The 14,772-nt window shown below is 55.0% G+C and carries 13 protein-coding genes; 9 read left to right on the top strand and 4 right to left on the bottom strand.

Translation table 11 applies throughout. The features are described from left to right. The first annotated feature begins 53 nt into the window (after positions 1-53). The 3 genes from phoP (at position 54) to C7387_RS08475 (ending at position 3,393) form a co-directional block, all read left to right on the top strand. Positions 54-725 (top strand): two-component system response regulator PhoP, encoded by a 672-nt coding sequence (gene phoP, locus C7387_RS08465; protein ID WP_006819528.1) that lies wholly within the window; start codon positions 54-56, stop codon positions 723-725. Then, positions 725-2,194 (top strand): two-component system sensor histidine kinase PhoQ, encoded by a 1,470-nt coding sequence (phoQ, locus tag C7387_RS08470; protein WP_120816508.1) that lies wholly within the window; start codon positions 725-727, stop codon positions 2,192-2,194. Before phoP ends, phoQ begins: the two co-directional genes overlap by 1 nt. A gap of 77 nt (positions 2,195-2,271) precedes the next feature. Further along, a complete protein-coding gene (locus C7387_RS08475) occupies positions 2,272-3,393 on the top strand; it encodes a ribosomal protein uL16 3-hydroxylase (protein WP_120816509.1) in 1,122 nt (373 codons plus the stop codon). A gap of 96 nt (positions 3,394-3,489) precedes the next feature. Here the strand turns inward: C7387_RS08475 and C7387_RS08480 are convergent, their stop codons facing one another. Together C7387_RS08480 and pepT are read right to left on the bottom strand one after the other, a co-directional pair. After that, positions 3,490-3,981 (bottom strand): REP-associated tyrosine transposase, encoded by a 492-nt coding sequence (locus C7387_RS08480; RefSeq protein WP_120816739.1) that lies wholly within the window; start codon positions 3,979-3,981, stop codon positions 3,490-3,492. A gap of 99 nt (positions 3,982-4,080) precedes the next feature. Then, a complete protein-coding gene (gene pepT / locus C7387_RS08485) occupies positions 4,081-5,304 on the bottom strand; it encodes a peptidase T (protein WP_120816510.1) in 1,224 nt (407 codons plus the stop codon). Positions 5,305-5,552: 248 nt separating this feature from the next. On the opposite strand from pepT, the gene potA reads away from it, so the two are divergent. From potA to potD, 6 genes are all read left to right on the top strand, one after another. Further along, complete coding sequence (gene potA / locus C7387_RS08490; RefSeq protein ID WP_038258160.1) at positions 5,553-6,689, top strand: spermidine/putrescine ABC transporter ATP-binding protein PotA; 1,137 nt, start codon at positions 5,553-5,555, stop codon at positions 6,687-6,689. Beyond that, the gene (potB, locus tag C7387_RS08495) at positions 6,673-7,536 is read left to right on the top strand and encodes a spermidine/putrescine ABC transporter permease PotB (protein ID WP_006819520.1); all 864 of its coding nucleotides are present in this window, start codon (positions 6,673-6,675) and stop codon (positions 7,534-7,536) included. The genes potA and potB overlap by 17 nt, the downstream gene beginning before the upstream one ends. A gap of 265 nt (positions 7,537-7,801) precedes the next feature. Then, the gene (locus tag C7387_RS08500) at positions 7,802-9,172 is read left to right on the top strand and encodes a phosphatidylserine decarboxylase family protein (protein ID WP_006819519.1); all 1,371 of its coding nucleotides are present in this window, start codon (positions 7,802-7,804) and stop codon (positions 9,170-9,172) included. 67 nt (positions 9,173-9,239) lie between these two features. After that, on the top strand, positions 9,240-10,871 hold the full coding sequence (locus C7387_RS08505; RefSeq protein WP_244922357.1) for a dipeptidase: 1,632 nt from the start codon (positions 9,240-9,242) through the stop codon (positions 10,869-10,871). 288 nt (positions 10,872-11,159) lie between these two features. After that, entirely contained in the window at positions 11,160-11,945 is a 786-nt protein-coding gene (gene potC, locus C7387_RS08510) for a spermidine/putrescine ABC transporter permease PotC (RefSeq protein WP_006819516.1), read from the top strand. Further along, positions 11,942-12,988 (top strand): spermidine/putrescine ABC transporter substrate-binding protein PotD, encoded by a 1,047-nt coding sequence (gene potD, locus C7387_RS08515; RefSeq protein ID WP_006819515.1) that lies wholly within the window; start codon positions 11,942-11,944, stop codon positions 12,986-12,988. The genes potC and potD overlap by 4 nt, the downstream gene beginning before the upstream one ends. Before the next feature lie 34 nt (positions 12,989-13,022). Here the strand turns inward: potD and cobB are convergent, their stop codons facing one another. After that, the gene (gene cobB / locus C7387_RS08520; protein WP_038258171.1) at positions 13,023-13,844 is read right to left on the bottom strand and encodes a Sir2 family NAD+-dependent deacetylase; all 822 of its coding nucleotides are present in this window, start codon (positions 13,842-13,844) and stop codon (positions 13,023-13,025) included. Between the two features lie 13 nt (positions 13,845-13,857). Continuing rightward, positions 13,858-14,769 carry an N-acetylglucosamine kinase gene (nagK, locus tag C7387_RS08525; RefSeq protein WP_120816512.1) on the bottom strand — a complete coding sequence of 304 codons (912 nt, stop codon included), beginning with the start codon at positions 14,767-14,769 and terminating at the stop codon, positions 13,858-13,860. Positions 14,770-14,772: the final 3 nt, after the last annotated feature.

Here is a 14,772-nt window from a genome sequence, read left to right on the forward strand (position 1 = left end):
ATCCCATAATGAGCGTTAAACTAGTCTCATCATAATGTAGTGAGGAACAGACTATGCGCGTACTCGTTGTTGAAGATAATGCTCTGTTACGTCATCACCTGAAAGTACAGCTCCAGGAAATGGGGCATCAGGTCGATGCGGCAGAGGATGCCAGGGAAGCAGATTATTATCTGGGCGAGCATGTTCCTGATATCGCGCTGGTTGACCTCGGCTTACCCGATGAAGACGGTCTTTCGCTTATCCGTCGTTGGCGCAGCCATGACATTTCACTGCCGGTGCTGGTGCTGACCGCGCGTGAAGGCTGGCAGGATAAGGTTGAAGTGCTGAGCGCAGGCGCTGACGACTACGTGACTAAACCGTTCCATATTGAAGAAGTTGCTGCCCGAATGCAGGCGCTGATGCGCCGTAACAGCGGCCTGGCCTCTCAGGTTATCTCGATGCCACCGTTCCAGGTGGATCTTTCGCGCCGCGAGCTCTCCATCAGCGATGAAGTAATTAAGCTTACCGCGTTTGAATACACCATCATGGAAACGCTTATCCGCAACAGCGGCAAAGTGGTCAGCAAAGACTCGCTGATGCTGCAGCTGTATCCGGATGCTGAGCTGCGTGAGAGTCATACGATTGATGTGCTGATGGGACGCCTGCGTAAAAAAATTCAGGCACAGTATCCGCATGACGTGATCACGACAGTCCGCGGTCAGGGCTACTTATTCGAACTTCGCTGATGAAAAGAATTACCCGGCACTTCCTGCCGCTCTCGCTACGGATCCGCTTTTTACTCGCCACCGCCGCCGTTGTTCTGGTGCTGTCGCTGGCCTATGGCGTAGTCGCCCTGGTGGGCTACAGCGTCAGCTTCGATAAAACCACCTTCCGCCTGCTGCGTGGAGAGAGCAACCTGTTCTACACCCTTGCCAAATCAGAGAACGGGAAAATCAGCGTCGAAATGCCGGAGGGCCTCAACCAGCAAAGCCCGACGATGGCGCTCATCTATAACCATCAGGGGAAACTGCTCTGGCAACAGCGCGATGTGCCGTGGCTGACGCAGCGTATTCGTCCCGACTGGCTCAACGAGAATGGCTTCCACGAAATTGAAGCCGATATGGACTCCAGTAGCATGCTGATGCGTAACGATCACAAGGTCCAGCAGCGGTTGAGTGAGTTTCGTGCCGACAACGAAGACTCCGAGATGACCCACTCGGTGGCGGTCAATATTTACCCCGCCAGGGGCAATATGCCGGATCTGACCATCGTGGTGGTCGATACCATTCCCGTCGAGCTTAAACGCTCGTACATGGTGTGGAGCTGGTTTATCTATGTGCTCGCCGCCAATTTACTGCTGGTTATTCCGCTCCTGTGGATAGCCGCCTGGTGGAGTCTGCGCCCTATCGAATCGCTGGCGGGCGAAGTCCGCGAGCTGGAAGAGCATCACCGCGAACAGCTCAACCCGGAAACCACCCGCGAGCTGACAAGCCTGGTGCGTAACCTCAACCGCCTGCTGAAAAGCGAGCGCGAGCGCTACGACAAATATCGCACCACCCTCACCGACCTGACGCACAGCCTGAAAACACCGCTGGCGGTGCTGCAAAGCACGCTGCGCTCTATGCGCAGCGAGAAGCTCAGCGTGACCGACGCAGAGCCGATTATGCTTGAGCAAATTAGCCGTATTTCGCAGCAGATTGGCTACTATCTCCATCGCGCCAGCATGCGCGGCGGCAGTGCACTGCTGAGCCGGGAACTGCACCCGGTTGCCTCGCTGCTCGATAACCTGACCTCCGCGCTGAACAAGGTTTATCAGCGTAAAGGGGTGAACATCTCTCTCGATATTTCGCCTGAGATTAGCTTTGTCGGTGAGCAGAACGACTTCATGGAAGTGATGGGTAACGTACTCGATAACGCCTGTAAGTACTGCCTTGAATTCGTCGAGGTTTCCGCCCGCCAGACCGACGAACATCTGCATATCATCGTTGAAGACGATGGCCCAGGGATCCCACAAAGTAAACGCAGACTGGTGTTCGATCGCGGTCAGCGGGCGGATACTCTGCGTCCAGGGCAAGGCGTTGGCCTCTCCGTCGCCCGCGAAATTGTCGATCAGTATGAAGGGAAAATACTCGCCGGAGATAGCCTGCTCGGCGGTGCCCGAATGGAGGTGATTTTCGGGCGTCAACAGGTTGACAGCAAAGACGGTGCGTCCTGAGAGAAATTCGCCGGGACTGCATCGTTATCAAACGGATTCCGTTATAATCCGTGTAGAACCTGCCTGCGAGAAATACTATGGACTACCATCTCACACTTAACTGGCCCGAATTCATCGAACGCTACTGGCAAAAACGCCCGGTCGTGTTGAAACGGGGCATCAATAATTTCGTCGACCCTATCAGCCCTGACGAGCTTGCCGGGCTGGCAATGGAAAACGAAGTCGACAGTCGGCTGGTCAGCCACCTCGACGGTAAATGGCAGGTCAGCCATGGGCCGTTCGACAGCTACGATCACCTTGGCGAAAGCAACTGGTCGCTGCTGGTCCAGGCGGTGAACAACTGGCACGAACCCACGGCCGCGCTGATGCGCCCGTTCCGCGCGCTGCCGGACTGGCGCATGGACGATCTGATGATCTCCTTCTCCGTCCCCGGCGGCGGCGTTGGCCCGCACCTCGATCAGTATGACGTGTTTATTATTCAGGGTACCGGCCGCCGTCGCTGGCGCGTAGGTGAAAAGATCCCGATGAAGCAGCACTGCCCGCATCCGGACCTCCTGCAGGTAGACCCGTTTGATGCCATCATCGATGAAGAGATGGAACCAGGCGATATCCTCTATATTCCGCCAGGCTTCCCGCACGAAGGCTATTCGCTGGAAAACTCGCTGAACTACTCGGTGGGTTTCCGTGCGCCAAACGGGCGTGAACTCATCAGCGGCTTTGCCGATTATGTGCTGCAGCGCGAACTGGGTAGCCTGCGTTATACCGATCCCGACGTCCCCTCCCGCGAGCATCCGGCCGATATCCTGCCCGTCGAGCGTGACCGTCTGCGGGCGATGATGGTTGATCTGATGAATCAGCCGGAGCACTTTGACCAGTGGCTTGGCGAGTTTATCACCCAGTCTCGCCACGAGCTGGACATCTCTCCGCCGGAGCCGCCGTATCAGCCGGATGAAATCTACGATGCGCTGCAACAGGGCGATAAACTGGTTCGTCTGGGTGGCCTGCGCGTCGTGCGTATTGGTGAAGAGGTGTACGTCAACGGCGAGAAGGTTGACTCCCCGCACCGTCCGGCCCTCGCCGCGCTCGCCAGCCATATCGTGCTGACTCATGAGCACTTCGGCGCTGCGCTTGAAGACGCACCGTTCCTCGCGATGCTGGCCGCGCTGGTCAACAGCGGGTACTGGTTCTTCGAGGACTAAGTTCTAAAAAATCCTGCAAAAGGATCGTAGGCCGGGTAAGGCGTAGTCCTACCCGGCAGTGTTGCCTGATGCGCTACGCTTATCAGGCCTACGGAGTTATGTCGGCTCGCCAGCATTCATCTCAATAACATCCCCACCCCAGTCCCGCTGATACAATCCGGAGCGGACATCACGATGAAAACTGGAAAAGGGCCAATCTTGTACACGTTGCACCCAACCATGTTTGACCGGGTTAAAGTAGGTGTAATCCACGTGACGACGGTAATCGGTTTCATCACAAATGGTATGCTCCCAGAACCGCGGTTGCCAGAGCCCACCGACGCCCAACGAACGGGTAAACGACTTTTTAATTTCTCGCCAACGACCTGAGTAATCACTTTCAGTTGGCGGCAGCGTCCGGATACAGTGCATATGTTCAGGCAGAACAACCCAGGCATCAATGGTGAACGGCATCCGTTGCATCACAGTTTTGACGCAAAGCCGTAGGGTCTGGATGTTGTGGGTAAGCAATTCGGTTTGACGGTTTTTCAGGTTGACGGTGAAAAACCAGGTTCCACCGTTAATGTAAGAACGACGATAGTCAGACACGAAGCAGATCCTTTGCTGTTCTGCCCGGTGCGCTGCGCTTACCGGGCCTACCGTTTTGTAGGCCGGATAAGCGCAGCGCATCCGGCACGGGCGAACAACTTATCCCTTCGCCGTTAGCTGCGCGATACGCACAATAACCTGCACCGCTTTCTCCATCCCTTCGAGCGTGACGAACTCATGCTTGCCATGATAGTTGTAGCCACCGGTAAACAGATTCGGGCACGGCAGGCCCATGAAGGAGAGCTGCGCGCCGTCGGTACCACCGCGAATCGGCTTCAACTGCGGCTCGATGTCGCAATCCTGCATCGCCTTGCGGGCGATTTCCAGGATATGCGGATGCTCCATCACCTTCTCGCGCATGTTGTAGTAGCTGTCTTCGATAACCAGCTCGATGTAGCAATCCGGGTGCAGACCTTTACCTACCTTCTTCGCAATCTCCATCATCTTGCGCTTACGGGCTTCAAACTTTTTACGGTCGAAGTCACGAATGATGTAGTGCATTTCAGCGCGATCGACGGTGCCCTTCATGTTCGCCAGGTGGTAGAAGCCCTCGTAGCCTTCGGTGGTTTCCGGCGTCTCATCGGCCGGGATTTCGGCATGAATACGGCTGGCAAGCGTCAGCGCGTTCACCATTACCCCTTTGGCAGTACCTGGGTGCACATTGTTACCCACGATTTTGATGGTCACTGATGCCGCGTTGAAGTTCTCATACTCAAGCTCACCCACGCCGCCGCCGTCGACGGTATAGGCCCACTTCGCGCCAAAGGCGGCAACGTCAAAATGCTTCGCCCCTTTTCCCACTTCTTCATCGGGCGTAAACGCCACGCGGATATCACCGTGTGGGATGTTTTTCTCTTTCAGGGTGGCAAGCGCGGTCATTATCTCAGCCACGCCGGCTTTATCATCAGCGCCGAGCAGCGTTTTGCCGTCGGTGGTGATGAGCGTCTGGCCCAGCAGCTGATGCAGAACCGGGAACATCACCGGTGACAGTACTTCATCACCGATACCGAGGGCGATATCTCCCCCACGATAGTTTTCCACAATCTGCGGATTGACGTTTTTACCGCTGAAATCGGGTGCGGTATCCACATGCGAAATGAATCCGATGGCCGGGATATTGCCTGCCGTATTGGCCGGCATAGTCCCCATCACGGTCCCTTTTTCGCTCAGAGTGACGTTAACCAGCCCCATCTCTTCAAGCTGTTCTTTGAGCAAACGTAACAGTTTCCACTGCCCCTCGGTGCTCGGTACCTGACGGACGCCAGGCTTCGACTGCGTATCCAGAGAAACATAGTGCAAAAAACGCTCAAGTAATTTATCCATGTAGTCACCCCCACTAATTGTGCAAACATTATCAGGAAGCACGAAAACACAAATATTGCGTCAGGTCACTTTTACCCCGCAGATACCCATTTTTTTTCACCCCCCGACCTGCTGAAATAAAGGTAGCTTATCAATACGTAACAAGGATTGGCGATTGCAGCGGTTTGCCGTAGAATGTCCGCCCTCATTAAGATTCACCAAGGTGGTCAACCACAAACCCCGCACCGGTCGCGTTCCGCTGCGTTTACATGGGACAGAGTAAAAAATTGAATACACAACCGCGTTCGCTTTCACCGTTGGTGCAACTGGCGGGGATAAGCAAAAGCTTTGATGGTAAAACGGTCATCTCCGATCTCAATTTGACCATCAAAAATGGTGAGTTTCTCACCCTGCTTGGCCCTTCTGGCTGCGGTAAAACCACCGTTCTTCGCCTGATTGCCGGACTGGAAAACGTCGACACTGGCCGGATCCATCTTGAAGACCATGACATCACCGATGTCCCCGCTGAAGACCGGCATGTCAATACCGTGTTTCAGAGCTACGCGCTGTTCCCCCATATGACGGTCTTTGAAAACGTCGCCTTCGGCCTGCGGATGCAGAAAACGCCGGAAGCGGAGCTGACACCCCGCGTGAACGACGCGCTGCGAATGGTTCAGCTCGAAGAGTTTGCTCAGCGCAAGCCGCACCAGCTCTCCGGCGGCCAACAGCAGCGCGTCGCCATCGCCCGCGCCGTCGTCAATAAGCCGCGCCTGCTGCTGCTCGATGAATCCCTCTCGGCCCTCGATTACAAACTGCGTAAGCAGATGCAGAACGAACTTAAAGCGCTGCAACGTAAGCTCGGCATTACTTTCGTGTTCGTTACCCACGATCAGGAAGAAGCGTTAACCATGTCGGATCGCATCGTGGTAATGCGTGATGGTCGCATTGAGCAGGACGGAACGCCGCGCGAAATCTATGAAGAGCCGAAGAACCTGTTCGTGGCAAGCTTCATTGGTGAGATCAATATTTTTACCGCCACGGTGATTGAACGCATCGACGAGAAGCGGGTTCGCGCTAACGTCGAAGGTCGTGAAGGTAATATCTACGTCGACTTCGCGGTTCAGCCAGGCCAGACGCTGAACGTACTGCTGCGCCCGGAAGATTTGCGCGTAGATGAAATCAACGACGATAAGCCTTTTGAAGGGCTGGTCGGCTATGTGCGCGAACGTAACTACAAGGGCATGACCCTTGAGTCGGTGGTCGAGCTTGAAAACGGCAAGATGGTGATGGTCAGTGAGTTCTTCAACGAAGACGACCCTGACTTTGACCACTCTCTGGACCAGAAAATGGCCATCAAATGGGTCGAAAGCTGGGAGGTTGTGCTGGCCGATGAAGAACACCAGTAAATTTCAAAAGGTGGTGATTGCCACCATTGTCGCCTGGCTGGTGCTGTTCGTCTTTCTGCCCAACCTGATGATCATCGTCACCAGTTTCCTGACCCGCGATGACGCAAGCTTCGTCAAGATGGTGTTTACACTTGATAACTATGCGCGTCTGATGGATCCGCTCTATTTTCAGGTGCTGCTGCATTCCCTGAACATGGCGGTGATCGCTACGCTCGCCTGTCTGCTGCTGGGCTATCCGTTTGCCTGGTTCCTGGCCCGCCTGCCGAAAAAGGTGCGCCCGCTGCTGCTGTTTTTGCTGATTGTTCCTTTCTGGACCAACTCACTTATTCGTATCTACGGTCTGAAGATATTCCTCAGTACCAAAGGGTACCTGAATGAGTTTCTGCTCTGGCTTGGGGTTATTGATACACCGATACGTATTATGTACACCCCCGGGGCCGTCATTATTGGCCTGGTCTATATCCTGCTGCCGTTTATGGTGATGCCGCTGTACTCCAGTATTGAGAAGCTGGATAAACCGCTGCTGGAAGCCGCGCGGGATCTCGGTGCCAATAAAATGCAGACGTTTATCCGCATCATCATTCCACTGACTATGCCGGGCATTGTCGCGGGCTGTCTGCTGGTGATGCTGCCGGCGATGGGGCTGTTCTACGTCTCGGATCTGATGGGCGGTGCGAAAAACCTGCTTATCGGTAACGTGATTAAGAGTCAGTTCCTCAATATCCGCGACTGGCCGTTCGGCGCCGCCACCAGCATTACGCTGACGGTGGTGATGGGATTAATGCTGCTGGTGTACTGGCGCGCATCTCGCCTGCTGAATAAAAAGGTGTCCGAAATAGATAGCTAAATTATCCCAGTCGATATAATAAGCAAGGCTAAATTAATATTTAGCCTTGCTTACCAATGGGACAAAGAAAATAATTTAATCCCCTGTTATACAATCAATATATCCCGCAAGAATATATCCCCTAACCTGCTTACAAAATAAACATTTTTGCCTGATGGATAATTAATCAAGGCGGAATAATACTCATCAATGGCGGATATTCTCTGCCGTCCTACACCAGCTGTGCTTGTTTCCAAAATCATCTGATTTATCCCGGAGGTAAGCCGTGAAAAAACATCAAACCTACGATCAGTTCGAAGTTCTGCCCTATCCCAGCAGCCTGCGTACCGGCTGGCTTCCATCCCGTGAAAGTAACGCCTGGCAGGCCTTCCATGAACAAATAGCTGAGCGTATTGCCAGTGCCACAGGAGGTTTCTCTCCGGTGGTACAGGATTTACTTAATTTCCTGAAAAACGATCCTATTGCCACCTGGCTCATGCAGGACGCTTGTCGGCAGAATCTTACAATGCTCAATACGCAGGGGCTGGATACTGATGGCGTACCACTGCCACGTATTTCGGATGCGGAATACTTCGCCGCCGTCTGTAATACGCTGCTCACCTGGTGGCCGCGCTTTATTAATAACGATCTGGTTGGTCTGCCATTTTCCGCCTTTACCGTCGGTATTGATCCAACGCTTTCAGGCTCCGCGCTGTTTGGTTTGCCGCAATTTAATGCCAAAATGCGGGCCGTACTCAATGAATGGCACAAATATCTGGGTACGCCGGCGTCTGGTGCTGGTTTCAGCGTGGACGGCCAGCAGTGGCTCTCACCCGATGCCAAAAAAATGTACCAGTTCGATTTGTGGAAAAAAGACAGCGAGAAGCTCCCCTACTGGACCTCGTGGAACTCCTTCTTCACCCGGCAGTTTAAAGATCCGGCTCAAGCACGACCGGTTGCTGCCCCATCCTCTAACCAGATAGTCAATTGCCCCAACGATGGCTCACTCTTCCGTTGGGACTGGAATGTAGCTAAAAACGATACCTTCTGGTTCAAGGACATGAACTACTCCCTGAAGGATATTCTGAGCTCAGCCGATCCGAAGCAGCAGGCGGTTATCGACAAATATGGCCTGGTGGATATGTTTACCGGCGGGTACATCTTCCAGACCTACCTCAACCCCTATAACTTCCACCGCTGGTGGGTGCCGGTGAACGGTGAAGTTCTCTTCGATCCGATTGCTGTTCCGGGGGCGTTCTTCAACAAGTTGGTGCTGCCAGATTTTGGCGGCGCAACCACGGCCTCGCTCCCCTATCTCTGCGAGGTCAACGCGCGCGGGATTATCGTCTTCAAAACCCCCGACTACGGCTACGTCTGCTGCATTCCGCTCGGCATGAGCGAGGTCTCAACCATCGCGTTTGACCCGGCGATGAAGCAAGGCGCGAAGGTGAAAAAAGGCCAGGAAATGGGCATGTTCAACTACGGCGGTTCCTCCTTCGCCATCATCTACCAGAACCTTCCCAACAAGCAGCTGGTGTTTATGAACGACCAGGGCCAGCACTTCCCGCAGCGCCCAGTTCTGCCCACCAGCAGCGCAGGTACCGGCGGTATTGTCACCAACATTGGCGCGCAGATTGGCGTCTGGTATTCACGCTGAGCGAAAATGGGGCAACCGCATGTGTACAACCATGATCTTTACCCGGAGCGCCTGTGCGGATGGCGCTATGCGCGTTACGCATTCCGATGACAACGAGCTGTCTGACCAGAGGCTTATCTATGTGCCAGCACAGGACCATCCGCCGGGGGCAGAACGCGGCGTGGTCGACGGCAGCGCTGACCCTTACCCGCGACTGGTGAGTTATGCCAGAGGGCCAAATTATGCACTGCCGGGCTATCCTGAAACGCCGCTCATTGGTCTGATCCCGCAGGTCGCGCATACCTGGGCCTATTATGACGGTAGCTACGGGGTGATGAACGAGCACAACCTGATGTTTGGTGAATGCACCAACGGCGCGAAATTCCAGCCGAACCACGTCTCGCAGGAGGAGGCTTCCCGGGAAGGGAAGCAGTGCCGCCTGTTTTACAGCGCCGAACTGTCGCGCATTGCGCTGGAGCGCTGCACCCGTGCGCGAGAGGCCGTTGAGCTGATGGGCAGCCTTATTGACGAATACGGCTATTTCTCCACCGGAGAAACGCTGCTGGTGGGGGATGAAAACGAGGCCTGGGTCTTTGAAATGTGTGCGCTTCCGGACGAAAAATATCACTCTGCCTGGGCCGCACAGCGCGTCCCCGACGGCGAGGTATTCGTCGCCGCCAACGAATTTCGCATTCGGGTACTGGAGAAGGGCAATCCCGATCAGCTATGGTCGCCATTACTGGAGCCGGGGGTGGAAAAAATCGGCTGGTGGAAACCTGCCGACGGTCCTCTCGACTGGCTGCCCACGGTGAGCGAGGGGGAGTATTCTCACCCCTATTACTCACTGCGGCGCGTGTGGCGGGTATTCGATCGGGTAAATCCGGATCTGGCACTCAGCCCATGGGTCAACGGGAAAGGCTACACCACCGACTATCCGTTCTCTATTCCTCCCTCCCGACCGCTTTCGCGGCACGATATTTTCAGTCTCTATCGCGATCACTATGAAGGTACCGAGTTTGACCTGACGCAGGGCATTGCCGCCGGGCCCTATGGCGATCCGAACCGCTTTATTGGCCCTTACGACGGCGCGCAGAATAATATCTCCAGCGAAGTTCTGTATGGCGCCTGGGAGCGCGCCATCTCTATCTTCTATCAGGGATATATTTCAGTGTGCGAAGTCCGCCCCACGGCGCCGGATTTGACGAAAGGTGTCTGCTGGTTTGGCCCGGACGTAGCTTATACCACCTGCTTTACCCCTTTTCCGGCCAAAATGACAGATTTGCCGAAAAGCTATCAGACCGGGGACCCGCAGGTTTTCAGCCGGGACGTTGCCTGGTGGGCGTTCGACTTTGTCGCCAACTGGGCGCGACTCAACTACCAACGGATGTGCAAGGTGGATATTCGCCCTCTTCAACAACAGCTTGAGGCCCAGGGTGAAGCGGTACTTGCCGCCTGGGAGGCCGACGCGGCATCCGGGAAGCTTGATGTGAACGGTTTAACCCGCCTGGCCGCTGCAGAAGCAGGTAACGTGGTCACGCAGTGGTGGCAGCTTGCCGACCGATTAATCGCCAAGTATTCCGACGGTTACGTTAACGGCACGCCGGAAAAACCGCAGAACCCGGCGCCGGTGGCTGTCGGTTACTCATCAGACTGGCTAGGGAAAACCAACTACGCCCAGGGACCGGTCAGCTACGCCATGCATTTCAGGAACAATGAGTAGGTTGTGAGGCGGTAAACGTGAAAAAAGGCGCCTTCTGGCGTCTTTTTCTTATGTGCGACATCGGCTTCTCCAGGAGGGTCAGAGGATATTCCGCTTGTAAAAATGGGATTTTTGGTCCCGTTTACCCGGCATTTTGTTGTAAAATGCGCGGCCTGAACATCAACGGCGGATTTTCTTTGTTTTCCGTGTGGTGAAAAGTTTTGGAGATATTTTGGAGAAAAGCAAAAAATTGAAGTATTTCAGCACTCTAAAACTGAATTCTCAGCTTCGTTACCAGGCGGTACTGGCATGATCGGTCGCCTGCTTCGCGGCAGCTTCATGACTGCCATTTACGCCTACCTGTATATCCCGATCATCATTCTGATCGTTAACTCCTTTAACAGCTCGCGTTTTGGTATCAACTGGCAGGGATTTTCCACCCAGTGGTACAGCCTGCTGATGAACAACGACAGTCTGCTACAGGCGGCACAGCACTCGCTGACCATGGCGGTGTTCTCCGCCACTTTTGCCACGCTAATTGGTTCACTCACCGCCGTGGCGCTGTATCGGTACCGTTTCCGCGGTAAACCGTTCGTCAGCGGCATGCTGTTTGTGGTGATGATGTCACCGGACATCGTCATGGCAATCTCTCTGCTGGTGCTGTTTATGCTGCTGGGTGTACAGCTCGGCTTCTGGTCGCTGCTGTTCTCGCATATCACCTTCTGCCTGCCGTTTGTGGTAGTTACCGTCTACTCTCGCCTGAAAGGTTTTGACGTGCGTATGCTGGAAGCGGCGAAGGATTTAGGTGCCAGCGAGCTCACTATCCTGCGTAAAATCATTCTGCCGTTGGCAATGCCCGCCGTTGCCGCCGGGTGGTTACTGAGCTTTACCCTGTCGATGGACGACGTGGTGGTCTCCTCGTTCGTCACCGGCCCGGGTTATGAAATTCTGCCATTGAAGATTTACTCGATGGTGAAAGTCGGCGTCTCGCCTGAGGTGAACGCGCTGGCGACTATTCTGTTGGTGTTATCGCTGGTGATGGTTATCCTCAGCCAGCTTATTGCACGTGATAAAACTCAGGGGACGTTAAAATGAAAAAATGGTCACGCCACCTGCTCGCGGCGGGTGCTCTTGCCTTCGGCATGAACGCAGCGCACGCGGACGACAGCAAAACGCTCTACTTCTACAACTGGACGGAGTATGTACCGCCTGGATTGCTGGAGCAGTTCACCAAAGAGACCGGCATTAAGGTCATTTATTCGACCTACGAGTCGAATGAAACCATGTATGCCAAACTCAAAACCTATAAAGAAGGCGCCTACGATCTGGTGGTTCCGTCCACCTACTACGTCGCCAAAATGCGCAAAGAAGGCATGCTGCAGCAGATCGATAAAACGAAGTTGACCAACTTCCATAACCTCGATCCCGCAATGCTGAACAAATCGTTCGATCCTAACAACGACTACTCGATCCCTTACATCTGGGGTGCGACGGCGATTGGCGTCAACAGCGATGCGATTGACCCGAAGACCGTGACCAGCTGGGCTGATCTGTGGAAGCCGGAATACAAAGGTAGCCTGCTGCTGACCGACGACGCCCGTGAAGTGTTCCAGATGGCGCTGCGTAAGCTCGGTTACTCCGGCAATACGACTGACCCGAAAGAAATTGAAGCAGCGTATAACGAGTTGAAAAAACTGATGCCAAACGTGGCGGCGTTCAACTCTGATAACCCGGCTAACCCGTATATGGAAGGGGAAGTAAATCTGGGGATGGTGTGGAACGGTTCAGCGTTTGTGGCCCGTCAGGCCGGCACACCGCTGGAGATCGTCTGGCCGAAAGAAGGTGGCATCTTCTGGATGGATAGCCTCGCTATCCCGGCCAACGCGAAGAACGTTGATGGCGCCCTGAAGCTGATTAACTTCCTGCTGCGCCCGGAAGTGGCAAAACAGGTAGCAGAAACCATTGGCTACCCAACGCCGAACCTGGCAGCGCGCAAGCTCCTGAGCCCGCAGGTTGCCAACGACAAGTCACTGTATCCGGATGCGGACACCGTTAAGAAAGGTGAATGGCAGGACGACGTCGGCGATGCCAGCCGTCTTTATGAAGAGTATTACCAGAAGCTGAAAGCCGGTCGGTAATAAAAAACGGAGCCTGCGGGCTCCGTTTTTTTTATCATAAGCCTTTCAGAAGTTTATCAACAAACTCCGGTACGACCTGGCTTGCCAGTCCATAGTGCTTTTCTTCGAACTCGCTGCCCACCTGGCTTGGCTCAAGGTTGAGTTCAACCGTATGCGCCCCGTGCAGTTTTGCCTCATGAACAAACCCGGCCGCCGGATACACGTGCCCCGAGGTGCCGATGGCGATAAACACATCCGCCATTGCCAGCGCGCTGTAGATGTCATCCATCCCCAGCGGCATTTCGCCAAACCACACCACGTGCGGACGCAGCGGTGCCGGAAACTGGCAGCAATGGCATTTGTCTTCCGCCGTGACGTCACCCGTCCATTCCAGCACCTGACCGCTCCAGGAGCAGCGCACCTTCAGCAGTTCCCCGTGCATATGAATAATATGCTGGTTCCCTGCCCGTTCGTGCAGATTATCGATGTTCTGGGTGATCAGCAAGAAACGGGAGCCCAGCGCCGCTTCCAGACGCGCCAGCGCCTGGTGAGCCGCATTAGGCACTATCTCTGGCTGCTGGAGCTCTGCGCGGCGTGCGTTGTAAAACGCCTGCACCAGCGCCGGATCGCGCGCAAACCCCTCGGGGGTAGCGACATCCTCAACCCGATGTTCTTCCCACAGGCCGTCTGCCGCCCGAAAGGTACGAATGCCTGACTCCGCCGAAATTCCGGCACCGGTCAGGACCACCACTCTCGGTTTCTCTACTGCTTCCGGTACCATGCTGTCTCTGAAGAAAATCCGCTGACGCAGGCGATCGCGCAGCCGACGTTTGTTAAGGCGAAAGCGAGTGAGTCGATGTAAACGGCGCGACTGCATAACAACCCCTGTCTTAGTCGGTAAGATGGAGGAACGCGGCACCGCGCATTCCTCCCGCATCCCCATGACGCGCCTGCTCTATGCGCGGCACGCGGGCGACGGGTAACAGATGGCGCGGCAACCGCGCCGCCAGCCCGTCGGTTATGGCACTAAAGTTAGACAATCCACCGCCAATCACCAGTAAATCAGGATCGACAATGGTCAGAATATTGCCAAGACACACGGCAAGCAAATCAAGATAGCGTTCTACGTGCTCCTGCGCGCAGGCATCGCCCTGCGACCACAGGGCCACAATCTCAGGTGAGGTTAACGGCTGCTGGTAGTAGTGCTCATACAGCCAGGCAAAACCACGGCCAGAGAGGTAGTTTTCAATACAGCCGAGCTGACCGCAGCCACAGCGGGTTAACGGGAAATCACGCCCGACCACCTCCAGTGCATCCACCGGCAGACGAATGTGGCCGAACTCCCCGGTAATGTAGCTATGCCCGGTTATCGATTTACCGTGATGCACAATACCGCCACCGACGCCGGTGCCCAGAATAAGTCCCATCACCAGCGGATACTGGGTGAACTCGTCGTCCCAGGCTTCGGAAAGCGCAAAACAGTTGGCGTCGTTGTCGAGCCGCACGTCGCGGTCCAGCCGTTTGCTTAAGTCGGCGCGCAGCGGGCGACCGCTGGCGGCAGGTACGTTAGCGGCATACAGGGTACCATCTGCCGTTTCCGGCATGCCGGGAATACCAATCCCGACGGAGCCCTTCACACCGAACTGCGCGTCGGCTTCGGCCACAAGGCCAGCTACCACATTCAGAAAGGATTCATAGCTGTCTTTTGGGGTGGCGATGCGTTTTTCCCACTGCAATCGCCGCTGCCCGTCAAATACACCCAGCGCTATCTTGCTACCGCCAATGTCAAATCCGTAGAACATGGT

Source organism: Yokenella regensburgei, assembly GCF_003634235.1.
GTDB classification, from domain to species: domain Bacteria; phylum Pseudomonadota; class Gammaproteobacteria; order Enterobacterales; family Enterobacteriaceae; genus Yokenella; species Yokenella regensburgei.